This window comes from Mycobacterium sp. 852014-50255_SCH5639931 (assembly GCF_001665605.1).
Classification (GTDB): Bacteria; Actinomycetota; Actinomycetes; order Mycobacteriales; family Mycobacteriaceae; genus Mycobacterium; species Mycobacterium paraffinicum.
On the sequence record NZ_LZSV01000016.1, the window covers coordinates 262,274 to 284,945 of the forward strand.

21 protein-coding genes are annotated in these 22,672 nt (G+C 67.6%); 9 read left to right on the forward strand and 12 right to left on the reverse strand.

Translation table 11 applies throughout. The features are described from left to right. Positions 1-31: 31 nt before the first annotated feature. The gene (locus A5758_RS09045) at positions 32-517 is read right to left on the reverse strand and encodes an NUDIX domain-containing protein (protein WP_231987266.1); all 486 of its coding nucleotides are present in this window, start codon (positions 515-517) and stop codon (positions 32-34) included. Between the two features lie 61 nt (positions 518-578). Then, a complete protein-coding gene (locus A5758_RS09050; RefSeq protein WP_067739116.1) occupies positions 579-1,874 on the reverse strand; it encodes a tetratricopeptide repeat protein in 1,296 nt (431 codons plus the stop codon). A gap of 155 nt (positions 1,875-2,029) precedes the next feature. Here A5758_RS09050 and A5758_RS09055 point away from each other — a divergent pair, with 155 nt between their 5' ends. Further along, positions 2,030-3,745, forward strand: a complete 1,716-nt coding sequence (locus A5758_RS09055) for an NAD-binding protein (protein ID WP_067739119.1) — start codon at positions 2,030-2,032, stop codon at positions 3,743-3,745. A gap of 117 nt (positions 3,746-3,862) precedes the next feature. Here A5758_RS09055 and A5758_RS09060 read toward each other — a convergent pair whose 3' ends face one another. Then, positions 3,863-4,741: an LLM class flavin-dependent oxidoreductase gene (locus A5758_RS09060; protein ID WP_067739123.1), complete on the reverse strand. Its 879-nt coding sequence runs from the start codon at positions 4,739-4,741 to the stop codon at positions 3,863-3,865. 70 nt (positions 4,742-4,811) lie between these two features. Between A5758_RS09060 and A5758_RS09065 the strand changes: the two genes are divergently transcribed. Both A5758_RS09065 and A5758_RS09070 read left to right on the forward strand, forming a co-directional pair. Beyond that, on the forward strand, positions 4,812-5,225 hold the full coding sequence (locus A5758_RS09065) for a VOC family protein (protein ID WP_067739432.1): 414 nt from the start codon (positions 4,812-4,814) through the stop codon (positions 5,223-5,225). 9 nt (positions 5,226-5,234) lie between these two features. Further along, the gene (locus A5758_RS09070; protein ID WP_067739126.1) at positions 5,235-5,624 is read left to right on the forward strand and encodes a VOC family protein; all 390 of its coding nucleotides are present in this window, start codon (positions 5,235-5,237) and stop codon (positions 5,622-5,624) included. A gap of 21 nt (positions 5,625-5,645) precedes the next feature. Here the strand turns inward: A5758_RS09070 and A5758_RS09075 are convergent, their stop codons facing one another. Genes A5758_RS09075 through cysD form a run of 3 tightly spaced genes read right to left on the reverse strand, consistent with a single transcriptional unit; the run spans position 5,646 to position 8,969 of the window. Beyond that, on the reverse strand, positions 5,646-6,131 hold the full coding sequence (locus tag A5758_RS09075) for an RrF2 family transcriptional regulator (protein ID WP_067202291.1): 486 nt from the start codon (positions 6,129-6,131) through the stop codon (positions 5,646-5,648). 58 nt (positions 6,132-6,189) lie between these two features. Beyond that, positions 6,190-8,040, reverse strand: a complete 1,851-nt coding sequence (cysC, locus tag A5758_RS09080) for an adenylyl-sulfate kinase (RefSeq protein ID WP_067739129.1) — start codon at positions 8,038-8,040, stop codon at positions 6,190-6,192. After that, positions 8,040-8,969, reverse strand: coding sequence for a sulfate adenylyltransferase subunit CysD (cysD, locus tag A5758_RS09085; RefSeq protein ID WP_067202298.1), 930 nt, complete (start codon positions 8,967-8,969; stop codon positions 8,040-8,042). Before cysD ends, cysC begins: the two co-directional genes overlap by 1 nt. Before the next feature lie 186 nt (positions 8,970-9,155). Here cysD and A5758_RS09090 point away from each other — a divergent pair, with 186 nt between their 5' ends. Next, complete coding sequence (locus A5758_RS09090) at positions 9,156-9,593, forward strand: PaaI family thioesterase (protein WP_067202301.1); 438 nt, start codon at positions 9,156-9,158, stop codon at positions 9,591-9,593. On the opposite strand, the gene A5758_RS09095 is transcribed toward A5758_RS09090, so the two are convergent. Continuing rightward, entirely contained in the window at positions 9,590-10,081 is a 492-nt protein-coding gene (locus tag A5758_RS09095; protein WP_067739139.1) for a carbonic anhydrase, read from the reverse strand. The genes A5758_RS09090 and A5758_RS09095 overlap by 4 nt on opposite strands. Positions 10,082-10,217: 136 nt before the next feature. Here A5758_RS09095 and A5758_RS09100 point away from each other — a divergent pair, with 136 nt between their 5' ends. The 4 genes from A5758_RS09100 to A5758_RS09115 all read left to right on the forward strand — a co-directional run bounded on the left by A5758_RS09100 (position 10,218) and on the right by A5758_RS09115 (position 15,616). Beyond that, positions 10,218-11,195, forward strand: a complete 978-nt coding sequence (locus A5758_RS09100; protein ID WP_067202306.1) for an ABC transporter permease — start codon at positions 10,218-10,220, stop codon at positions 11,193-11,195. Then, positions 11,192-12,118, forward strand: a complete 927-nt coding sequence (locus A5758_RS09105; protein ID WP_067739142.1) for an ABC transporter permease — start codon at positions 11,192-11,194, stop codon at positions 12,116-12,118. Before A5758_RS09100 ends, A5758_RS09105 begins: the two co-directional genes overlap by 4 nt. Further along, positions 12,115-13,953 (forward strand): ABC transporter ATP-binding protein, encoded by a 1,839-nt coding sequence (locus tag A5758_RS09110; RefSeq protein WP_067739145.1) that lies wholly within the window; start codon positions 12,115-12,117, stop codon positions 13,951-13,953. The genes A5758_RS09105 and A5758_RS09110 overlap by 4 nt, the downstream gene beginning before the upstream one ends. A 67-nt stretch (positions 13,954-14,020) precedes the next feature. After that, entirely contained in the window at positions 14,021-15,616 is a 1,596-nt protein-coding gene (locus tag A5758_RS09115) for an ABC transporter family substrate-binding protein (protein ID WP_231987267.1), read from the forward strand. Here the strand turns inward: A5758_RS09115 and A5758_RS09120 are convergent. The 3 genes from A5758_RS09120 to A5758_RS09130 form a co-directional block, all read right to left on the reverse strand. Then, a complete protein-coding gene (locus tag A5758_RS09120) occupies positions 15,603-16,844 on the reverse strand; it encodes an alpha/beta hydrolase (protein ID WP_067739148.1) in 1,242 nt (413 codons plus the stop codon). The genes A5758_RS09115 and A5758_RS09120 overlap by 14 nt on opposite strands. A 98-nt stretch (positions 16,845-16,942) precedes the next feature. Next, positions 16,943-19,564 carry an ATP-binding protein gene (locus tag A5758_RS09125; RefSeq protein ID WP_067739151.1) on the reverse strand — a complete coding sequence of 874 codons (2,622 nt, stop codon included), beginning with the start codon at positions 19,562-19,564 and terminating at the stop codon, positions 16,943-16,945. Continuing rightward, positions 19,561-20,712 carry an exonuclease SbcCD subunit D gene (locus A5758_RS09130; RefSeq protein WP_067739154.1) on the reverse strand — a complete coding sequence of 384 codons (1,152 nt, stop codon included), beginning with the start codon at positions 20,710-20,712 and terminating at the stop codon, positions 19,561-19,563. The genes A5758_RS09125 and A5758_RS09130 overlap by 4 nt, the downstream gene beginning before the upstream one ends. Positions 20,713-20,904: 192 nt before the next feature. Here A5758_RS09130 and A5758_RS09135 point away from each other — a divergent pair, with 192 nt between their 5' ends. Then, positions 20,905-21,405 carry a histidine phosphatase family protein gene (locus A5758_RS09135; protein WP_156622555.1) on the forward strand — a complete coding sequence of 167 codons (501 nt, stop codon included), beginning with the start codon at positions 20,905-20,907 and terminating at the stop codon, positions 21,403-21,405. A gap of 1 nt (position 21,406) precedes the next feature. On the opposite strand, the gene A5758_RS09140 is transcribed toward A5758_RS09135, so the two are convergent. Further along, on the reverse strand, positions 21,407-21,949 hold the full coding sequence (locus tag A5758_RS09140) for a DUF3558 domain-containing protein (RefSeq protein WP_067739156.1): 543 nt from the start codon (positions 21,947-21,949) through the stop codon (positions 21,407-21,409). Next, positions 21,946-22,503 carry a DUF3558 domain-containing protein gene (locus tag A5758_RS09145; protein ID WP_066952984.1) on the reverse strand — a complete coding sequence of 186 codons (558 nt, stop codon included), beginning with the start codon at positions 22,501-22,503 and terminating at the stop codon, positions 21,946-21,948. The genes A5758_RS09140 and A5758_RS09145 overlap by 4 nt, the downstream gene beginning before the upstream one ends. Positions 22,504-22,672 lie beyond the last annotated feature (169 nt).

Here is a 22,672-nt window from a genome sequence, read left to right on the forward strand (position 1 = left end):
GTGCGGGGACCCCGGCGGGCCCCCGCATTGTTCATGGCCGCCGCAGCAGAAACAGGCTGTAGGCCGCGACGGACTGCGCGTCGGCGATCACTCCCGACCGGATCATCTGCTCGACGTCCTCGCGGGCGAACCAGGCACTGCGCATGTCCTGTTCCTCGTGCTCGAGATCCGGCTCCCCTTCGGCGATTCCGGTGGCCAGGAACACCCAGCCGCGCTGGCTGGTCATGCCCGGAGCGACGTCGAGCTGGCCGAGCACCTCGAATGATGTCGCACTCAATCCCGTTTCCTCGCGCAGCTCACGCTCGGCCAACTCGGACGGGTCGGTGTCCGCCAAGCCGGGAGCGGTGCCCTGCGGGAATTCCCACCGCCGCTCCCCGAGCGGATACCGGAACTGTTCGACCAGCCGGAAGCGCTGCCCGTCGAACGGCATCACCAGCGCATAGTCCGGTTTGTCCACCACGCCGTAGATGCCGGGGCTGCCGTCCGGGCGACGGATGTCGTCTTCGCGGAGCACCATCCATTGGCTCCGATAGATCTCGCGGGACGCGACGCATTCGATGAAGGGCACCAACCCAGTATCACTGGGATGCCGTGAAGCGGTCGTACGTGCGGCGCAGGGCGCCGCGGTCGACGGAGTGCAGCGCCCGGGTGAGGACTTCGAACACGTCGACGTGCCCGACGGTGGGATCCGCCGTATCGCCACGCGTGTATTGCCACGGCAGGGACCGGCCGCGCCGCAGCACTTCGCCGAGGTACCACACGGCGCCATCGACGAACGGTTCATTCCGCTCTTCGTTCAGGAGCTGTTCGGGTGTCGGGGCCTTCTGAATGACGAGCTCTTCCAACGCGTCAAGGGACTCCGGCGAGAAGTCCCACACGGCATCGCCGCCGTAATGACCTGCCCAGACCGGGAATTGGGCCCCGCGCTCGGCAAGCCAGCATCGCAGGTATTCCTCATCAGAAAACCGCTGTGTGACTTGCCTTTTGGCGCTGAGGCGGCGCTTGCCGGCTTCTTCGACCCGGCCGCGCAACTCGGCCACCCACCGGTGGTCCTCGACGCGGTCGCGCCACTTCGCGAGTTCCTCCCTGGCCGCGACGGTGAGCGGATTGTCTTCGCCGAAGACCCGTGCTTCGTCGGCGACCAGGGCCTGCCAGGTAGCCACCTTGTCCCCGTAGTCCACGGGTTCTGGCTCCCAGAGCGCGATGGTGTGCCGCGCGATCAGCGTGTGGCGGTGGTCGTCGCCCAACTTTTCGCGCATCACCTCGACAAGGGACTCGAGCTCAGCCACGGCGCCGGCGCCGTCCTCCGATTCGCCGTGCCATTGCGCCAGCGACAACCGCATGCCCAACGTGTCCTCGTGGTCGTCGCCGAGCACCCGGCGCCGGGCGGCAAGGACGCGCTCGCCCTCGGCGATGGCACCCGGGTAGTCACCAAGCTCCTTGCGCTTGTGCGCCACGCGGTCCATGGACGTCAGCACGGTGGGGTGCTCTTCGCCCAGCACGCGTTCTTCGTCGGCCAGCAGCTGCGACCATTCGGCCAACGCGGCCCGCGCTTCCTGCTGGGGCCGGTCCGCGAACATGTGGCGCGCCGTCAACGTGGTGATGTGATCCCAACCGAGCACCTCCTCGAACTCGGGTACCAGCTGCTCGAGGACGGCGTAGGCCCCGGCCTGGTCTCCCATTTGGAGCTGCAGGTGTACTAGCGCAAGCTTCATGTCCAAGACGTTGGGGTGGCGCTCCCCCAGGATCGGGCGGCAGACCGCGACCAGCTCGTTCATCAGTGGCAACGCCCCGGCGAAATCGGCCGCGGCGATGCGCTCCGAGATGAGCCGGGTCAAGGCGGCGAGCGGCCCAGGCAGTTCCGGCTGCGTCATACCGCTATCGAATCTCTCCTGCGGCCCCGCCGCAATTCACTCTGCGGCCGGTGTGGCGCTGGCATGAATCGGCACCGTGCCCGATAGTCATAGGAACAAATTCCAACGTCAGCAGAGGTGGGGGTCATGCCGGACGACCCGAAGCGGGCCTAACCATGCGCGGGCACATCATCGTCAGCGGTGACGACGCGCTGGCGACCACGATCGTCGAGGAGCTCAACAACGCCGGTGTGCACATCGTCAAGCTCCAAACCGCCGGCGAGCTCGACACCGCCGAGGTCACCCGCGCTCGCGCCGTGATTTGTGTTGGCGACGACGACGCGACCAACCTCGAAATCGCACTGCTGGCAAGGAAAGCCAACCCCCGGGTGCGCGTGGTGGCACGGCTGGCCAACGACGTGCTGCGGACGGCGATGGCCGCCGACAAGCGTCCCGGCGCGATCCTGGACGTCGCCGACCTCGCCGCGCCCTCGGTCGTCGAGGCGTGTCTGGCGCACACCGTGCACCCCTTCGAGGCGGCGGGCATCGAATTCGTCGTCTCCGGCGCCGAGGCACCGTATAGCGCGACGCTGCGCGAAATCTACGGTGACCTGGCACCGGTGGCGGTGATTCACGGCGAGAACTGCGCCACCCCGGACGAGGTGGTGTCCTGTCCAGGCCGTGATCTGTCGGTGCATGCCGGTGACTGGACCGCGATGATCGGCACCGCTGAGGAATTGGCCGAACGCGGCATCAAGGTCCCGCGGCCGACCGTGACGCGCTATCGCCTGCCCCGGCTGCGGCGGATGCTCGACAGTGCGCGCGCGCTGCGCGACGACGTCAACCCGATGTTCGCCCGAGCGTTGCTGGCCGCGGCATGCCTGCTGATCGGATCGACGGTAATCCTGCGGTTCTGCTACCAGCCGGGACCGAGGATGAACTGGCTCGACGCGCTGTATTTCAGCACCGAGACGATCGCGACGGTCGGTTACGGCGATTTCAGCTTCCTCCATCAGCCGACCTGGCTGCGGCTGTTCAGCATCATGCTGATGTTCGCCGGCGTAACAACCACCGCGCTCCTCGTCGCTTTCGTCGCCGACCTGCTGATATCGCGGCGTTTCGCCCACTCCGTGGGCCGCCGCCGGGCGCGCCATCTACGCAATCACGTCATCGTGGTCGGGCTCGGTTCGTTCGGCAGCCGCGTCGTCGCCGACCTCAGGTCAGCGGGATACGACGTCGCCGTGATCGAGCGGGACGAAAACAACCGCTTCCTGTCGGCGGCGGCCGACCTCGACGTGCCGGTGATCTTCGGGGACGCGACGCTGCGCCAGACGCTGGAGGCCGCCCGCGTCGAGCACGCCCGCGCGGTGGCGGTGCTGACCCAGGACGACATGGTGAACATCGAGACCGGGATCGTGCTGCGCGAGATGCTGGGCCCCCGGGTGAAGCCCGAAGTGGTCCGCACCGACGTTCCCCTGGTGCTGCGCGTATACGACCGCGCGCTGGGTGCCGCGGTGGCGCAGCGGTTCGGATTCGAAAACGTCCGGTCCACCGTCGAACTGGCCGCACCATGGTTCATCGGAGCCGCGATGGGCCTGCAAGTGCTGGGCACATTTTCCGTCGGGCAGCGCTCGTTCATGATCGGTGGAATGCACGTGGCGCCCGGCAGCGAGCTCGACGGGCTGAAGATGTTCGAACTGTCCACCCAGACCCGGGTCATAGCGATCACCCGGCGGGACGCGCCCGTCGAGCTGCACCCGCGGCGGGACGCCTGGCTTCGTGGCGGCGACACCGTCTACCTCGTCGGCCCGTATCGCGAGTTGTTGGCGACGCTGCGCAAGGGGCAGCCGCCCCAGCAGCCGGCCGCCGGCGACGAGCGCGCGTCGGCCTAGTGGCGATCGCAAGCGCGGCGTAGCCGGGCGCGGCGGGTCGCCACCGTCGAGCTAGTGGCGATCGCAAGCGCGGCGTAGCCGGGCGCGGCGGGTCGCCACCGTCGGCCTAGTAATGGGTTAAAGCCGGCCGGTCACGTCCGCCGCGCGGCTCAGCTGGTCGATGTCCGCGCTCGTCGGGATGAGCTGTACCTCGTCGGTGCCGATGTCCTCGAACTTGCGCAGCACCGCCAGCAGCTCGTCCTCGGAGCCGGCCCATCCGGTCGTCGGCGCCATGGCGTCGACGTACTCCGCCGGTATCCAGTTCATGTAGCGCCGTAGGTGGCGATGCACCTGGGCCCGGGCCTGCTCCGGTGACCCGAACGCGAACCAGAACGACGTCACCAGGTGGGGTTTGCCCTTGCCTGCCTGCGCCCACGCTTCGCGCGCGACGTCGAACAACTCGTTCTGCTTGGCGACGTCCAGATCCAGCGTGGTCCCGGCCAGTCCGGCGGCCCACGCCGCGGCGCTGCGGATGGTCTTGGGCCCGATGCTCCCCACGAACAGCGGCGGACCGCCGGGCTGCACAGGCGCCGGCCCCACCGGCAGGACCGACTCGGTGAGCTTTTCGCCGGCCCACACCCGCTTCATCACGGCGACGCGCTCGGCCATCTCGCGCATCGTCTGCGTTGCCGGATCGGCGCCGACGGCGTGGTAGTCCTCGTGCCTGCCACCCACGCCGATGCCCACGCTCAGCCGCCCGCCGCACAGCATGTCGCCGGTCGCCAGGCCCTTGGCCAGCATCACCGGGTCGTGCAACTGCGGCACGATCACGGTGGTCAGCAGCCGCACCCGGTTCGTCCAGGCCGCCAGGGCGCCCAGCAGAGTCAGATTGTCCGGGTTGTCGAACGCGATGCGCTCGCCCCAGCACAGCGACGAGAACGGGCCGGCGTCAATCGCGCGCGCCCAGTTCTCCAAAATTCCCGCGTCCAAGTCCGGCTCCATCACCGGCAGCGTCATCGCAATCCGCACGACGGCGATTCTGGCATGACAGTCAACATCCGGTCGTACAAGTGGCAGCATGGAGCAGATGGGTTTCACCAGCAGTTCCATCGCGCACGTCCGCCTCACCGTCACCGATATTGAGCGATCCCGGCAGTTTTACGAGAGCGTGTTCGGTTGGCCGGTACTACTGGAGGTGCCCGACAACGCCGACGAGGCCACCCGCAGCCAGTTGAGCTTCCTGTTCGGTGGCGTCATCTACGATCTCGGCGGCACGCTGCTGGGACTGCGGCCGGTTGCCACCGACCGCTTCCACGAGGATCGCGCCGGGCTCGACCACATCGCGTTCCGGGTCGGCAGCAAGGATGAATTAGACTCCGCCGCAGCGCATCTCGATGAGCTCAGCGTCGTGCACGAGCCCGTGAAAGACATCGGACCGTCGTACATCCTGCAGTTCCGCGACCCCGACAACATCGCCCTGGAGCTCACGGCACCCAAGTAGGAGGAGGCCATGTCCATCAGTTTCAACCACACGATCGTCGCCGCCCGGGACAAGCGCGAGTCCGCGGAGTTCCTCACCGAATTGTTCGGGCTGCCCAGCCCAAAGCCGTTCGGCCACTTCATGGTTGTCGAACTCGAGCACGGCGCCAGTCTGGACTACGCGGATGCTTCCGACGGCGGGGAGATCCCGCGGCAGCACTATGCATTCCTGGTGTCCGAAGAGGAATTCGACACGATCTACGGCAAGATCTCCTCGCGCGGCCTTCAGCACTGGGCCGACCCGGGCGCCAAACGGCCCGGCGAGATCAACCACAGGGACGGCGGACGCGGGGTGTACTTCCGCGATCCGTCGGGACATGCCATGGAGATTCTCACCCGCCCGTACGGGTCGGGGGGCTGACGCTCCGGCGGGCGGCGGCGCCTACTCGCCGGCGTGCGGTGTGCCGTGCCGCACGCTCTCCTGTGCCCGATAGTCGTGGGCGAATTGGGCGACATGCTCGGGCAGGGCATTGGCGGCGACGTCGGCCAGGGTTGTCTCCTCGAGCACCGACCGCATGCTGGCACGCAACGCCCGCCAGACGTCGGTGAGCGCCGCGGTCGGACCGGAGTAGGGCAGGTCCCCCAGCCCGATGTCGCGCACGCTCGCCAGCGGCCCGTCGATACAGCGCAATACGTCGGCGATGCTGATCTCGTCTCCTGGACGGGCCAGTTCATAGCCGCCTTCGCGGCCCCGATGGCTCTTCACCAGCCGGTCGGTGCGCAGGTTGGTCAGGATGTCGACGAGGAATTGCGGCGGTATGCCCTGCGCTTGGGCCAAGTCGTCGGTTTTCACCAATGCCCCGCTGGGGACCGTGGCGAGCTGGACCATGGCCCGCACCGCGTACTCCGCCTTCGCCGACATGCGCACTCTCAGGATTGTGCCACTCGGCGCGCTAATTCCGGTGCAGCCGGGCTGTGGCGGTGCGCTAAGCCCGCGATTCGAGCAGATCGACGATGCTGCGCGCCTGCTCCTCGACGGTACGGTCCGGCGTAAGCCGCAGGTCGGGGTTTGCCGGCGGCTGATACGGGCTGTCGATGCCCGTGAAGTGCGCGATCTCGCCCGCGCGGGCCTTGGCGTACAGCCCCTTCGGATCACGCTGCTCGCATTCTTCGATCGGGGTATCGCAGAACACCTCGACGAAGTCGAACCCCGCAGCGGCGTGCACATTACGAGCCATCTCGCGTTGCTCGGTCAGCGGGCTGATCGCCGGCACCAGCACGACGTTGCCGCAGTCGGCGAGCAACGCGGCCACATGTGCCAGCCGGCGCAGATTCTCGGCGCGGTCGGCCATGCTGAAGCCCAGGTCGGCGTTCAAACCGTGTCGCAGGTTGTCGCCATCGAGAACGTAAGCGGGCGTGCCCTTTTCGAGCAGCATCTGCTCTACCAGCATGGCCACCGACGATTTGCCGGAACCGGACAGGCCGGTGAACCACACCGTCTTGCCCCGCGGCCGGGCTTCGGCGACGGCCGACGACTTGTGCCGCACGATGTTGGGGCTCGCCGTTTGCACCGAGACGTCGCGCAGCACCATGCCCGCGGCCACGGTGCCGTTGGTGTGCGGGTCGATGAGGATGAACGAACCGGTGCTGGCGTTGCGGGTGTACTCGTCGAGCAGCAGCGGCACCTGGGTACGCAGCGAAATTCGGCCAAGCTCGTTGAGCTGCAACGCCGTTGCGGACTTGTCGCGATGCAGGGTGTTCACGTCGAGCCGGTAGTCAAGCCCGGTCACCCTCGCGCGCGTGGTACGGGTGGTGTGCTTGATTACGTAGTCGCGGCCAGGCTCCAGCGCCGCATCGTCGGCCATCCAGCACACGGTCGCATCGAATTCCTGCGTGACCCGGGGATGATTGTTGTTACGGGCGATGAGATCACCGCGCGAGATGTCGATCTCGTCGGCCAGGCTCACCGACACGGCCATGGGCGGAAACGCTTCCTCCACTGGACCGTTCGGCCCTTCGATCGCGGTGATGCGGGTGGTCTTGCCGACCGGCAAAACGACGACTTCGTCTCCCGGACGCATGACCCCGCTGGCCACGGTGCCGGCGTAGCTGCGGTGGTCTTGATGCTCGCGGGTGTGCGGCCGGATGACGTACTGGACTGGGAACCGCACGTCGACCAGGTTGCGGTCACCGGCGATGTAGACCTCCTCCAGGTGCGACAGCAGCGCCGGACCCTCATACCAGGGCGTCTGGTCCGACTTGGTCACCACGTTGTCGCCGTGCAGCGCGGAAAGCGGGATGGTGGCCACGTCGTGCACATCCAGGCGCGCGGCGAAGGCGTGGAATTCGTCCCGGATGGCCTCGAATTTGTCTCTGTCCCAACCGATCAGGTCCATCTTGTTGACGGCGAGAACGATGTGCCGGATACCGAGCAGCGAGGCCAGGAAGGCGTGCCGGCGGGACTGCTCGAGCAGGCCGTGCCGGGCATCGACGAGCACGATCACGAGTTGGGCGGTCGACGCGCCGGTCACCATGTTGCGGGTGTACTGGATGTGGCCCGGGGTGTCGGCGATGATGAATTTCCGCTTGGGAGTTGCGAAATAGCGGTAGGCGACGTCGATCGTGATGCCCTGCTCGCGTTCGGCCCGCAAGCCGTCGGTCACCAGGGCCAGGTCGGTGTAGTCGTGGCCACGATCCTTGGACGTCTGTTCCACCGCCGCCCACTGGTCCTCCATGACGGCCTTGGAGTCGTAGAGCAAGCGGCCGATCAGGGTGGACTTGCCGTCGTCGACGGAACCCGCGGTGGCGAGGCGAAGCAGCGTGGTGGGTGTGGCCATCAGAAGTACCCCTGCCGTTTGCGGTCTTCCATCCCGGCCTCCGAGATTCGGTCGTCGGCCCTGGTCGCGCCGCGTTCGGTCAGCCGGGACACCGCCGTCTCGGCGATGACCTCCTCCACCGTCGTGGCCTCCGATTCCACGCATCCGGTGCAGGTGACGTCCCCGACGGTGCGGAAACGCACCGTCGCTTCGAACACCGGCTCGTCGTCGCGCGGCTGCATGTGCCGGTCGACCGCCAGCAGCATGCCGTCGCGGCGGAACACCTTGCGCCGGTGCGCGTAATAGATCGAGGGCAGCCCGATGTTCTCCGCGCCGATGTAGGACCAGATGTCGAACTCGGTCCAGTTCGACAGCGGGAAGGCCCGGATGTGCTCGCCCTTGTGGTGCCGGCCGTTGTAGAGGTTCCACAGCTCGGGCCGCTGCGCCTTCGGGTCCCATTGGCCGAACTCGTCGCGGAAGCTGAACACCCGCTCCTTGGCGCGCGCCTTCTCCTCGTCGCGGCGCGCTCCGCCGAACGCCGCGTCGAACTTGTTCTCCCGGATGGCGCGAAGCAGCGTCACCGTCTGGATCGGGTTGCGTCCCTGCTTCGGCTCGACGACGCGCCCGGCGTCGATGTCTTCCTGAACCGAGGCGATCACCAGGCGCACCCCGTGCTCGGCGACCAGCTCGTCACGGGTGGCGATCACCTCGTCGAAGTTGTGGCCGGTGTCGACGTGCATCACGGGGAACGGCAACCGCCCGGGCCGGAACGCCCGCAGCGCCAGGTGCAGCATGACGATGGAGTCCTTGCCCCCCGAGAACAACAGCACGGGCCGCTCGAACTCGGCGGCCACCTCCCGGATGATGTGGATGGCTTCGGCCTCCAGCGAGCGCAGATGGCTCAACTCGTACTGGCCGGCGGCGGGGGCCGCCTTCAGATCGCTGGTCATAGCTTCCTCGGGTAAACCTGGTTGAGTCGGTCATATTTGGCAGCTTTGCCCTCCATAGCATCAGTTCGCGCCGACGGTTGTCAAGTGGGGGCCGCCTCACGGCGCGGAGGACGGCCATGCGACGTATCGGGTCAAGACCGGCGGCAACCCTTTTCCGGCCGATGCCTGGTGCGACAGCATGAACGGATGACCTCCGACCCTGCACCCGCCGGCCCACCACCGAGCGGCCGCGACGTCATCGCGCAATTCCTCCCCCAATCGGCGTTCGTCGCCAAGCTGGGCATCGTCGCCGACCAACTTGAGGAGCACGAGGTCAGGCTCCGTCTGCCGTGGGACCCGTCCAACGTCACCATCGGCGACATGGTCCATGGAGGCGCTATCGCCACACTCGCCGATGTGACCGTCATGGCGGCGGCGTGGTGCGGGGCCGAGGCACCCCCGGAACTGCGGGGCGTAACCGTGTCGATGACGTTGGACTTCATGGCCCCCGCCCGGGCCACCGACGTGATCGGCGTCGGCCGGGTGCTGCGGCGCGGCCGGTCGCTGATCAACTGCGAGGCCGAGATCGTCGACGCGCAGGGCCAGCTTGTCGCGAAGGCCCTCGCCACCTACAAGGTCGGTTAGAGCGTCACTTCCTCGAGCTTGCCCGTGGCGACGTCGAAGACGAACCCGCGAAGCGAGACATGCTTGGTCACGAATTGGCTGTTCTCGATGCGGCGCAGCGACTGCCGGACGTCCTCGCCCACGTCGGGGAATGCCTCGGCCGCCCACGGCGGCTTGACGCCGGTCTCCTCCTGAATGGCGCGCTTGAAGTCGTCGTCGGTGAAGGTGAGCATCCCGCAGTCGGTGTGGTGGATCAGGATGATCTCGCGGGTCCCCAGCAACCGCTGGCTGATGGCGAGCGAGCGGATGACGTCGTCGGTGGCGACTCCGCCGGCGTTGCGGATGACGTGCGTCTCGCCCTCGTTGAGGCCGAGGAGGCGGTAGACGTCGAGCCGGGCGTCCATACACGCGACCACCGCGACGTGTTTGCTCGGCGGCATCGGCAGCGGGCCCTGGAAGCCGCTCGCGTATTGGGCGTTGTTGGCCAGGTAGTCATCGGTAACCGTCACGCGCGCCTCCTCGGGATATCGCGGCCTGAAAGTAGCAACGAACCACCCGTAATTCACTCATGAGAATCAGCCGGATCACAAGGACGGGCCCGGCTCGTTAACCTGTCCCAATGCGAGGCGGGCGGTGTGGTCGGGGATGATCCGCTTCTTGGCGCGCCGATTGCTCAACTACGTCGTGCTGCTGGCGCTGGCGTCCTTTCTGACGTTCTGCCTGACGTCGGTGGCGTTCCGCCCACTGGACAGCCTGTTGCAACGCAGTCCGCGTCCGCCACAGTCGGTGATCGATGCGAAGGCTCATGCGCTCAACTTGGACAAGCCAATACCGATCCGCTACGCGCAGTGGGCCTCGCACGCCGTTCGTGGCGACTTCGGAAAGACCATCACCGGACAGCCCGTCGGCGCCACACTCTGGCGCCGCGTCGGGGTCACCCTGCGGCTCCTGGTCGTCGGGTCGCTGGCCGGCACGGTCCTCGGCATCGCGGCCGGCGCCTGGGGAGCCATCCGCCAGTACCGACTCAGTGACCGCCTCGTCACCATGGTGGCGCTGCTGGTCCTGAGCACCCCGACGTTCGTCATCGCCAGCCTGTTGATCCTGGGTGCGCTGCGGGTGAACTGGGCTTTGGGCGTGCACCTCTTCGATTACACCGGCGAAACCTCGCCGGGGGTGAGCGGCGGGCTCGGGCACCATTTGGTGGACCGGTTGCGGCATTTGATTCTGCCCACGCTCACCCTGACGTTGGCCGCCGCCGCGGGATACAGCCGTTATCAGCGCAACGCGATGCTCGACGTTCTGGGCCAGGATTTCATTCGCACCGCGCGCGCCAAAGGGCTTACCCGCCGGCGCGCGTTGGTCAAGCACGGGTTGCGCACGGCGCTCATACCGTTGGCCACCCTGTTCGCCTACGGGGTGGCCGGGCTGGTCACCGGCGCGGTGTTCGTGGAAAAGATCTTCGGCTGGCATGGCATGGGTGAATGGCTGGTACAGGGCATCGCCACACAGGACACCTACATCATCGCCGCGATCACGCTGTTCTCGGGCACGGTGGTGCTGCTGGCCGGCCTGCTCTCCGACGTCTTCTACGCCGCTCTTGATCCGAGGGTGCGGGTGTCATGACGACCGAACCCAAAGTGGAAGGCGCTCAGGGCATCTCGGCGCCGAAGGCATCGGAGTTCACCTCGCGCCGGACTCTTGTGCTGCGCAGGTTCGTCCGCAACCGGTTGGCGGTCGTGTCGCTGGCGCTGCTGGTGCTGCTGTTCGTCGGCTGCTACACGCTGCCTGCGGTGCTGCCGTATTCCTATGACGACCTCGACTTCGACGCGCTGCTGCAACCACCGAACAGCCGGCACTGGTTGGGCACCAACGCGCTGGGGCAGGACTTGCTGGCGCAGATCCTGCGGGGCATGCAGAAGTCGATGCTGATCGGCGTCTGCGTGGCGGTCATCTCAACCGGCATCGCTGCCACGGTCGGTTCGATCGCCGGCTATTTCGGTGGCTGGCGCGACCGGGCGCTGATGTGGCTGGTCGACCTGCTGCTGGTGGTGCCCAGCTTCATCCTCATCGCCATCGTCACACCGCGAACCAAGAGCTCGGCCAACATACTGATGCTCGTCTTGCTGCTGGCCGGATTCGGCTGGATGATCAGCTCGCGCATGGTGCGGGGCATGACCATGAGTCTGCGCGAGCGCGAATTCATCAGGGCCGCAAGGTACATGGGGGTTTCCAGCCGACGGATCATCCTCGGTCACGTGGTACCGAACGTGGCCTCCATCTTGATCATCGACGCCGCCCTCAACGTCGCCTCGGCCATCCTGGCCGAGACCGGGCTCAGCTTTCTCGGTTTCGGCATTCAGCCGCCCGACGTGTCGCTGGGCACGTTGATCGCCAATGGCACCCAGTCCGCGACCACCTTCCCGTGGGTGTTCCTGTTCCCGGCGGGCGTGCTGGTGTTGATCCTGGTGTGCGCCAACGTGACCGGCGACGGCCTGCGCGACGCCCTGGACCCCGGCAGCGGCATGCTGCGAGGTGGCGCCCGGTGAGCCCGCTGCTGGAGGTGACCGACCTGGCCGTCAACTTTCCGACGGACGGCGAACCGGTGACCGCGGTGCGCGGCATCAGTTACAGCATCGCCCCGGGCGAGGTTGTGGCCATGGTCGGCGAATCGGGCTCGGGCAAGTCGGTTTCGGCGATGGCGGTGGTGGGCCTGCTGCCGGAGTACGCGCGGGTGCGCGGCTCGGTGCGGTTGCACGACACCGAGTTGCTGGGTCTCGGGGACGATGCGATGTCGCGGTTCCGCGGCAAGACGGTCGGGATGGTGTTCCAGGATCCGATGTCGGCGCTGACACCCGTCTACACCGTCGGCGACCAGATCGCCGAGGCGATCGAAATTCATCAGCCGCACGTTGGCAAGAAGGCCGCCCGCCGGCGCGCGGTGGAACTGCTCGGGCTGGTCGGCATCGCGCAGCCGGAACGGCGCGCCCGGGCGTTTCCGCACGAGCTGTCCGGCGGCGAACGGCAGCGGGTGGTGATCGCGATCGCGATCGCCAACGACCCGGATCTGCTGATCTGTGACGAACCCACCACCGCCCTGGACGTCACCGTGCAGGCGCAGATCCTCGAGGTGCTCAAGACGGCGCGCGACGTCACCGGCGCGGGGGTGCTGATCATCACCCACGACCTGGGCGTGGTCGCCGAGTTCGCCGACCGGGCGCTGGTGATGTACGCCGGCCGGGTCGTCGAATCCGCCGGGGTGCACGACCTTTACCGCGATCGCCAAATGCCATACACCGTCGGGCTATTGGGCTCCGTTCCGCGGCTGGACGCCGCCCAGGGCACTCGGCTGGTCCCCATCCCCGGCGCGCCCCCGTCCTTGGTTGGCCTGGAACCCGGCTGCCCCTTCGCGCCGCGCTGCCCTCTCGTCATCGACGAATGCCGAGCGGACGAACCGGAATTGCTCCCGGTCGGGGTGGATCACCGCGCGGCCTGCATCCGGACCGACCGGGTGAACGGGCGCAGCGCGGCGGACATCTACGGGGTCAACACGGAGGCCCCCCGAACCGAATCCGGCGACTCGTCGGTCGTCGTGCGCGTGCGCGATCTGGTCAAGACGTACCGGCTGACGAAGGGCGTGGTGTTACGCCGCACCGTCGGGGAGGTCCGCGCGGTCGACGGCGTCAGTTTCGAGCTGCGCCAGGGCCGCACGCTAGGCATCGTCGGCGAGTCCGGCTCCGGCAAGTCCACCACCCTGCACGAGATCCTGGAGCTCGTTGCACCGCAATCGGGCTCGATCGAAGTGCTCGGTACCGATGTCGCGACCCTGAGCGCCTCCCACCGGCGATCGTTGCGACGCGACATTCAGGTGGTGTTCCAGGACCCGGTGGCCGCGCTGGACCCCCGCCTGCCGGTGTTCGACCTGATCGCCGAGCCGTTGCTGGCCAACGGCTTCGACAAAGACCACACCAACGCGCGCGTGGCAGAGCTGCTTGACATCGTGGGGTTGCGCCGGGCCGACGCCGCCCGCTATCCGGCCGAGTTCTCCGGTGGGCAGAAGCAGCGCATCGGCATCGCCCGGGCGGTCGCACTACAACCGAAGATCCTGGCACTCGACGAGCCGGTGTCCGCCCTCGACGTATCCATCCAGGCCGGCATCATCAACCTGCTGCTCGACCTGCAGGAGCAGTTCGGCCTGTCGTATCTGTTCGTGTCCCATGACCTTTCGGTGGTCAAACACCTCGCTCACCAGGTGGTGGTGATGTATGCCGGCGCGATCGTGGAGCAGGGCGACAGCCGGCAGGTGTTCGGCGATCCGCAGCACGATTACACCCGGCGGCTTTTGGGCGCCGTGCCACAACCGGATCCGGGCAAACGTGTCTAGGCGGGTCGCGACGGCGCTTGTCGTTGTGGCACTTACGGTCTCCGGATGCTCACCGGCCATCAACGTCATGCCGGAAACCGGCCGCAACGCCGCCGAGATCGGCACAACCAGCGATATCAACCCGCAGGATCCCACCACCTTGCGGGACGGCGGCAGCCTGCGGCTGGCGCTCAGCGATTTCCCGCCCAACTTCAACATCCTGCACATCGACGGCAATTCGGCCGAAGTGGCCGCCATGATGAAGGCCACGTTGCCACGGGCATTCATCATCGGCGCCAACGGCTCGACCACGGTCGACACCGACTACTTCACCAACGTCGAACTCACCGGCACCGCACCGCAGGTGGTGACCTACACGATCAACCCGAAGGCGGTGTGGTCCGACGGCACCCCGATCACGTGGGAAGACATCGCCAGCCAAATCCACGCGCTGAGCGGAGCGGACAAGACGTTCGAGATCGCGGGACCCAGCGGCGCCGACCGGGTCGCGTCGGTCACCCGGGGTGCCGATGACCGGCAGGCCGTCATGACCTTCGCCAAACCGTACGCCGAGTGGCGCGGCATGTTCGCCGGCAACGGGATGCTGCTTCCCAAGAGCGTCACGGCCACGCCGGAGGCGTTCAACAAGGGCCAACTCGATGGGCCCGGCCCGTCGGCCGGCCCCTTCATCGTCACGTCGCTGGACCGGACCACCCAACGGATCGTGTTGTCCCGCAACCCGAAATGGTGGGGCGCCCGTCCGCGCCTGGACAACATCACCTACCTGGTGCTGGATGACGCCGCGCGGCTGCCCGCACTGCAGAACAACACCATCGACGCGTCGGGCGTCGGTACGGTCGACCAGCTGACCATCGCGCAGCGCACGAAGGGAATCTCGATCCGGCGCGCCCCTGCCCCCGCGTGGTCTCACTTCACGTTCAACGGTGCGCCCGGGTCGATCCTGGCCGACAAGCCGCTGCGTCTCGCGGTCGCCAAGGGCATCGACCGGCGCACCATCGCCAAGGTCGTCCAATACGGCCTCACCAGTGATCCGGTGGCGTTGGGCAACCACATCTATGTCGCCGGGCAGAAGGGTTATCAGGACAACAGCGCAGCCGTCCCCTACGACCCGGACGAGGCCCGGCGGGAACTCGACGCGCTGGGCTGGAAGTTGAACGGCCAGTTCCGCGAGAAAGACGGCCGCCCACTGGTCATCCGCGATCTGTTCTACGACGCCCAGGGCAGCCGGCAGTTCGCCCAGATCGCCCAGCACAGCCTCGCCCAGATCGGCGTCAAGCTCGAACTGGTGTCCCGGTCCGGCAGCGGATTCTTCACCAACTACATCAACGTCGGCGATTTCGACATCGCCCAATTCGGTTGGCTCGGCGATGCTTTCCCGCTCTCGGCGCTGACCCAGATCTACCTATCGGGTGGCGAAAGTAACTTCGGCAAGATCGGCAGCCCACAGATCGACGCGGCGATCGAACGGACCCTCGAAGAACTCGACCCCGCCAAGGCGCGGGCGTTGGCCAACGATCTCGACAAACTCATCTGGGCCGAGGGGTTCAGCCTGCCGCTGACGCAATCGCCGGGCGACGTCGCGGTCCGCAGCACGCTGGCCAATTTCGGCGCCGCCGGGCTCGGCGACCTGCGCTACACCGCCATCGGGTTCATGCGCGGCTGACCCGGCGCAGCGGCGCCGGGATCGGCAGGATGCCCTCCACTGCGGCGGCAACGCCGATCGCCTTCCACAGCAGGCGCAGCTCCGGGCGCGGCGGAAGCGCGTCGAGCGCCGGGGCTTTCGCGGCGAGCCCGTCGAATTCGCCCCGCGACACCGCTTGGGCGATGGCGATCGCGGCGGGCTCGCGGAAGTCCAGCGCGCTGTGCGCCATGGTGAGCAGCTTCAACAGCACCGCGTGAGGCAGCAGCGCGGCCACGCGCTCGGCGACCGCCGGCGGGGTGATGAGGTCGCGGCCACCGGAAACCACCGCGGTGGGCCAGCCGAAATGCGGCATTTCGGCCACCAGGTCATAGGGCTCGTCCTCGAAAGTCGCCGTCTGCGTGCGTGCCTCGCGTTCCGCCACGGCCGGGTCCAGCGGAAGCCCGTCGGGTTCGGCGGCGTAGTCGAGTTCGCGGAACGCGATGCGGCTCACCAGGTCTTCCTCGTAGCGATACGGCAGGTTGCTCAGGGTGGTGAACCGGGACATCGCGCACCACAACAGCTTTCGACCATCCAGCAGCAGGTCGAGTTCGCGCTCGAGCAGGTCGGCGCCGCCGTAGCCGTAGATCGTCGCCACCACCTGGGTGGCCGCCGCGGTCATCACCCCGGCGTCGACGAGCTTGCGCATTTTGGGCGCCAGCGCGGCGGTTTCGGGGCTATCGCCCCTGAGCAGGAGCCGACGGATCGCGCGGCGCACGATCACAATGTCATGCCGCGACAGCAGTGGAGAGTCGAGGATCATCGCCCGCACCCGGCCGGGATGGCGCACACCGAACCCGGAGGCGATGTAGGTGCCGTACGACGCGCCGTAGATGACGGCCGAGTGGACGTGGGCGTCGTCGAGCACGGCGGCGATGTCGTCGACGACCTGGTTCACGGTGATCGCTTCGGGGGGCAGGTCTGCGCCCGAGTCGTCGTGGCGCGACATACCCACCCCGCGGTGTTCGATCATGATGACGTCCAGGCCGGCAGCGGCCGCGCGGCGCCGCAGGCCCTTGTACAGCTGCACCGACGCCACGCCGGGGCCGCCCGGGATGATGACCAGTGGGTGCGCTGACTTCCGGCCGGTGCGCACGTAGTACAGATCGAACTCTTCGCTGGTTTCCGGCGAGATCGGCCGACGCACGGGCCGCACACCGGGTAACGCCGCAAGCTTCTCCTGCACCCGGCGCCGCTTCGCATTCATCGTCATCGCTGTCGGCCCGCCATGATCCCATTCTGCCGGGACGGCCGGCGGCCACCGCCGCGCCGGTCCACAGGCGGGGTTCGACGCAGCTCAGCGGGTTGGCGCTAGGCGCTGAGATCGATGCGGTGCGCGCCCTTGACGCCGTCGTACCGGTCGGGACTGCAGGTGAGCACAATCACCTGACCGTGCGTGCCCACCGTGTCGAACACCTCCCCCATCTTCGCCAGCCGGTCGGGGTCGGTGAACCCCAGCGCGTCGTCGACCACCACCGGAACGGCGTCCTCCTTGGCGACCAGGGCGGCGCCGGCCAGCCGCGCCAGGATGCCGAGTTGCTCCTTGGCCCCGCCCGAAAGGGATTCGTAGGGCACCGTGACGCCGTCGAGCGTGCGGCTGCGGATGCACAGGTCGCTGTCGATGTCGACCTCGAACGTTGGCCCGAACACCGGCCGGCCAAGCCGTTCCAGTTCCGCGCGATAGGGCTCGACGTACCGCTGCCGCGTGGTGTCGCGGTGGCGCGTCATGACCGAGCGCAACAGCCGCGCCGCGCGGGCCCGGCTGCCGACCCGGATGTGCTCGCTGGCGGCGTGCTCACGTTCGGTTTCCGCGGCGTCGAGCTTGCCCTGGCGCCCCTCGCTGCCGAACACCGAGAGTTCGATGGTGATCTCACGCAATGCGCGCGCGGCGTCTTCGTAGCGTTCGCGCATTTCCTCGGCTTCCTTTGTAGCAGAAGCTAATTCGCCGCGTACCGCGTTCGGATTCGCCGCTGCGAGCCCGTCGGCGAGCTCGGCATGACGACGTTCGGCGGCCCGCGCCGCTTGCAGCGCCGCGTCCGCCGAGGCCGCGAGCTCGTCATCTCCGGCCGATGCACGCTCCTTGGCCAGCCGGTCGGCGGCGGCGGCGAGCTCACCGCGTTGCGTCTGCAATGTGTTGTGGAGAACCGTTGCCCGGGTAGCTAATTCGGTGAGCCGGGCGGCTTCGGCGGTGGCGGTCCGACGGCGGTCGTCGCACTCCGCCATCGCGGCCAGGTGCGCCTTCTCGAGTGCATCGAGTTCGTCGCGGGCCGCGCCGACGTCCGCCGCGGGAAGGCCGGCCTCTGCCGGCTGCGCGGCACGCAGCTCTGCGAGTCGCGCGCGTAGCTGGTCGATCTCCTGGTCGCCGCACAGGCCGGCCAGGGTTGCGCTCAGCTGGTCGCGGCTGCCCTGCAGTTCACGGCGATGCTGGTCCGCAGATCGAGCGGCGGCGAGGTCGGCTACCCGAGCAGTGGATAACGCCGCGGACAATTCTTGCTGTGCGGCAGTGTGTTTCGCTTGGACATCGAGCGCCGTGGCGCCCGGACTGACCCGCACGGTCAGCACGCCGGGGACCTGGACAGAGGTGGGTCCGGTGGTTGTGATGGACCAGGTTTGGCCCGCAGACAGCGACACTCGTTGCTCGCCGATTGCGAGTTCGATGTCCGCGGCGGCGGTGAACTCGACCGCGGCGGACGTCGACGCCAACTGGTCGCCGATGCGATCGGCCGCGGCGGCGGCGTTCTCGATTCGCCGCAGCAGCTGCTCGGTAATGGCGATCTCGCTGAGCGCCGCGCACACTTGATCGCGGTCCCGCTGGATGGCCTCGATCTTGGCCAGTCGGGCATTCAACCGGTCGGCCTCTTCGCGTTCGGCTCGCTGAGCGACGGCGCGCCGGGCGGATTCGACGCGGAGTTGCAGGTCCGCAAGGGCCGCGGCGGCCTCCTGAGTCGCGGCGTCGGCGGCCTCGGCCTCGGCACGCGCCGCCTCGTGCGCGTTGCCGGCTGCCTGCGCTTCGGCCTCGGCGGTAGCGACAACGGCTGTGCGGGTGCTGATTTCGGCGAGCAGTTGCAGGCGTGAGTGGTGGGCGGTTGTCGCGGCGGCGCTTGTCGCCGCTGCGGCGGCGGCAATCAACTCGGCCTCCCGCGCCTGGCCGGTGAGTTCGTCGATCTTTGCCGCGGCCTCCTGAGCAGCGGCGAGCCGGGGGCGGGCGGCGATGCGCTGCTGCGACAACTCCGCGACCCGTTCCGTCAGGACGGCATGCCGACACACCCGCTCGTCGACCTCGGCGACCGCCGCCGCGTACTCGGCGACCGCGGCTTCCGCGTCGGCCAGTCGCGTGATCGCCGCGGCCCATTCGCCCGTCGGACGCCCGGTGGCGGTGAAATAACGGCCGTATTCCGCGTCGATTCGCTCGATGAGCAACGGCTCGCTGCCCGACAGCGCCCCAGTGTCGCCGGCCGCCACATCGAGCGCGCGCGAGAGTGCGTCGCAGCCCGACAGATCCACCGCGGCGGTCGACGCGGACTGCAGCACCCGCTGGGCATGCCAGAGATCGCTGTCCACCGTCTCGGCCAGCATCGCGCGGACGCGTTCGTGTGCCTCGTCGCCGGTGAGCTGCTCGCGGTGCGGGGCCTGAATCGTCAGCTCGGTTTCACATTTCTTATGGAACCGCTTCCGATAGATGAATCGATAAGGGCCACAGCTTAATTCGGCGCTTACCTCGGAGCCGACATCACTGTTAGTGGGTTTGACCTGCTTGACTTCCTTCTTCGTCGAGCGGTCCCTGGATTCCAGCAGTAAGTCCAGGGCTTCGACCATCGATGACTTGCCGATCTCGTTGGCGCCGCACACCACGACGACGCCATGGTCGGGGAACTCGATCTCCCGGTGCGTGATACCGCGGTAATTCGTCAGGGTCAGGCGGTGCAACTTCATGCGGCGCCCTTATCGGTGAGGCGCAGTAACAGAGCCAGCGCCGCTTGCGCGTCGACCGCCGTCTCCGAGTCGGCCTCGCGCGCGGTCGCCACCAACTCGTCGACCGCCGCGGCGGCGAATCCCCCGATACCGAGATCGCTGAATTCGCCGTCGGCCGGGATGACCGCCAGGTCGGTGCGGCGTTCCCACAGGCCGAGCCAGGCATACAACCTCGCGTACTTGTCCAGGCAAGCATCCAGCGCGGCGCGATCGGTGACCGTCAGCGACCCCGTGAGCGCCAACCGCACCACGGTGCGGTCCTTTTCGGTCATCAAGTCCAAGTTGACGTCGAGGTCGGCGATGTCGCGGCGAGTGTCGACCTGTCGGTGCATGGTGACGAACCGCCAGCGGCCGACATGTCGGGATTCGACCGTGACGGCGCGGCGCGGATCGGCTTCGTCGATCTCGACGATGAGGACGTGGCCTGGGTCCGATTCCACGTCATCGAAGTTGGTGACTTCGGGCGCGCCGGAGTACCAGACCCGGCCGCTGTTGCCGACGTGCGTGCGGGAATGCTTGTCCCCCAGCGCCACATAGTGCACCGTGCCGGTCGCCAGCGCGTCGTCGAGCGCGGCGAGCCGAATCAGGGAGGGTTTATCGCGGTCGGGGTCCAGAACGTCGACCCCGCCGTGGGCGACCAGGATCCGGGTGCCCGGTTCCGGCGTCAGGTCTTCGAGGACTTCGGCGACCAGGTCGGTCGTCGGGGCTTTGGACCGCCATGGCGCGGCGACGATCTCCAGCCCGGGCCTTAACTCGTGCACACCGGCCCGGTCGAGCACCACCACGTTGTCGGGACGTTCGGCGGTGAACAGCGCGCTGGTGTAGACCGAGGATGCGTCCAGCGGATCGTGGTTGCCCGGCAGCAGGTAAACGGGAATCCCGATGGCGCGCATGGCTTCCAGGGACTGTCCGACAACCTGCGGGGGAAGCTGGTTGTGTTCGAAGACATCACCGGACACCACGACGAACTCGGCACCCACCTCCGCCGCCAGCGCCCCCAATCCGGCCACCGCATCCCGGCGGGCCGCGGAGTAACGCGGCTGGGCATCACCGGCGAGGAAATGCCGGGTCATGCCGAGCTGCCAGTCGGCGGTGTGCAGGAATCGCATGGCGGTGACCCCCTTTCGAACTGCGTGGTTACCAGGGCATTGCGAGCTTAAGTCCGCGCACCGACAAGACGCGGGACCTCGCCCGGCAGGTCTCCGAGCGGACCCCGCACCAACACCTTCCACCACCGGAGAAAAGCTCCTGCGTGACGGGGACGATGACGACGACGCGGCATAGGGGTTAGCGTGGCTCCCGTGAAAGACCAGCGCACGTTGCTGTTGATGCGCCACGCGAAATCCGACTACCCGTCGGGGGTCACCGACCACGACCGGCCGCTGGCCTCCCGCGGCATCAAGCAGGCCGGACTCGCCGGTGATTGGTTGCGCGCCAACGCGCCCGCCGTCGACGCCGTCCTGTGCTCCACCGCGACGCGTGCCCGGGAGACGTTGGCCAACACGCGCATCGATGCCCCGGTGCGGTATAGCGAGCGGCTGTACGGCGCCACACCCGGCACCATGATCGAGGAGATCAACACCGTCGCGGACGACGTAAAGACGCTGCTGGTCGTCGGACATGAGCCGACGATGTCCGCCCTCGCCCTCGGCCTGGCCGGCAGTGGCACCGATGCCACTGCGGCCGAGGGAATTTCGGCCAAGTTCCCGACGTCGGCGATCGCGGTGCTGGCCGTGCCGTCCGGATGGGAAGACCTCGAACTCGGCCGCGCGGCATTGATCGGCTTCGAGGTGCCGCGCTGAACTACGAGTTCGTGGCCAGCGTCAGCTCCATCAGCTTGAGGGCCTGACCGCAGGCGTCGATGCCGGGAGCCTGGGGGTTGACCCACCACCCGACCACTCCGGCCGCGTCGCTGGCTACTCCGCATGCGCCGTTCGGGTCATCCGGGCGCATCACGATCGAATCGATCCCGGCGATATTGCGCGTCTCGACCTTGTACTTCAGGAAGTCTGCGACCTTGCGTTCATTGCTCAGGCTGCCCTGCTCGAACCAGAACCGGGTGATGTCGATCAACCCGGCCGGGTTGGCCGCCTGCCACCGGCAGATGGCGCCGACGAACGTGCTCTGGATGTCGAGCGGGTCGGCACCCACGGTCTTGGCCAGGATGTCGCTGGTGAGCACCTCACACTCCTTGAGCAGGTTCGGATACTGCTGCTGGGAGTTGTTGTTGCGCGTGGGGCCGCCCGCCTTCACGGCGTTGCCGGCGACGGACCTCGAACATCCGGTCAACACCAGTAACGCCGCGATCAAGACGGCTACCACGACGCGCACGCTTCTTCTGGTCATTTGGAGTTCGCAATCGACTGACGCGCCAATTCTTTGGCTATGTCGCATGGCGGCGGGAACGGCTTTTGGCTGAAGCTGATCGACCACTCGATGAAGTCGTCCTGAAACTGGATGCCCACCTCGCATAGCGAGTCACCGAGGTTCGGCTCGTTTCCTATCGCGATGAAGCCGCCGTGTCCGTTGATGTTGATGTCATCGACGCTGGCGCGCGAGAGTTCCTCGGTCTTGCGCTCACGTCCGATCGGGCTGCCGCGATACCAGGAGAAGGAGAAGTGCGGACCGAGGATGCCGCCCCCGGCCAGCCACTGGCAGCCAACGGAGTTCCGGGCGGTGTTGATCAGGCCGGTTACCTTGGTCAGCTCGGCCACCGTCTGATCGCTGATGCCGCCGCACTGGGGGAACATCGGCCCATGGTGTCCCTCCGAATTTCCCGGCGCCGTCGACGACGTCGCCCCCGGTTTGTTGCCCCCCGAATCGGAGCACGCCGCAACCGCGGGGACCAGGATCGCCAAGGCTAACGCCGCACCGGCCAGCGCCCTCGAGTTACGCCGCACCGCTACCCTGCTTTTGCTCAGCCTGCTGCCGGTCCACACGATGCACTGTAGCGGCAGCTCAGCGGGTCAACCACCGACGCGCCTGAGCAGGCGTTTCAGTCGCCCCCACGCGGGTTGGGCCATCCGGCGGCTGCTGCCCACCGCGGGACGCGCCGTATGCGACCCTTAC

Bases quoted from the DNA above. Each gene is read 5' to 3' on its own strand.
- A5758_RS09045 (WP_231987266.1), bottom strand. From the start codon at position 517: ATGGTGCTCCGCGAAGACGACATCCGTCGCCCGGACGGCAGCCCCGGC.
- A5758_RS09050 (WP_067739116.1), bottom strand. From the start codon at position 1,874: ATGACGCAGCCGGAACTGCCTGGGCCGCTCGCCGCCTTGACCCGGCTC.
- A5758_RS09055 (WP_067739119.1), top strand. From the start codon at position 2,030: ATGCGCGGGCACATCATCGTCAGCGGTGACGACGCGCTGGCGACCACG.
- A5758_RS09060 (WP_067739123.1), bottom strand. From the start codon at position 4,741: ATGACGCTGCCGGTGATGGAGCCGGACTTGGACGCGGGAATTTTGGAG.
- A5758_RS09065 (WP_067739432.1), top strand. From the start codon at position 4,812: ATGGGTTTCACCAGCAGTTCCATCGCGCACGTCCGCCTCACCGTCACC.
- A5758_RS09070 (WP_067739126.1), top strand. From the start codon at position 5,235: ATGTCCATCAGTTTCAACCACACGATCGTCGCCGCCCGGGACAAGCGC.
- cysC (WP_067739129.1), bottom strand. From the start codon at position 8,040: ATGGCCACACCCACCACGCTGCTTCGCCTCGCCACCGCGGGTTCCGTC.
- cysD (WP_067202298.1), bottom strand. From the start codon at position 8,969: ATGACCAGCGATCTGAAGGCGGCCCCCGCCGCCGGCCAGTACGAGTTG.
- A5758_RS09090 (WP_067202301.1), top strand. From the start codon at position 9,156: ATGACCTCCGACCCTGCACCCGCCGGCCCACCACCGAGCGGCCGCGAC.
- A5758_RS09100 (WP_067202306.1), top strand. From the start codon at position 10,218: ATGATCCGCTTCTTGGCGCGCCGATTGCTCAACTACGTCGTGCTGCTG.
- A5758_RS09105 (WP_067739142.1), top strand. From the start codon at position 11,192: ATGACGACCGAACCCAAAGTGGAAGGCGCTCAGGGCATCTCGGCGCCG.
- A5758_RS09115 (WP_231987267.1), top strand. From the start codon at position 14,021: ATGCCGGAAACCGGCCGCAACGCCGCCGAGATCGGCACAACCAGCGAT.
- A5758_RS09120 (WP_067739148.1), bottom strand. From the start codon at position 16,844: ATGACGATGAATGCGAAGCGGCGCCGGGTGCAGGAGAAGCTTGCGGCG.
- A5758_RS09125 (WP_067739151.1), bottom strand. From the start codon at position 19,564: ATGAAGTTGCACCGCCTGACCCTGACGAATTACCGCGGTATCACGCAC.
- A5758_RS09130 (WP_067739154.1), bottom strand. From the start codon at position 20,712: ATGCGATTCCTGCACACCGCCGACTGGCAGCTCGGCATGACCCGGCAT.
- A5758_RS09140 (WP_067739156.1), bottom strand. From the start codon at position 21,949: ATGACCAGAAGAAGCGTGCGCGTCGTGGTAGCCGTCTTGATCGCGGCG.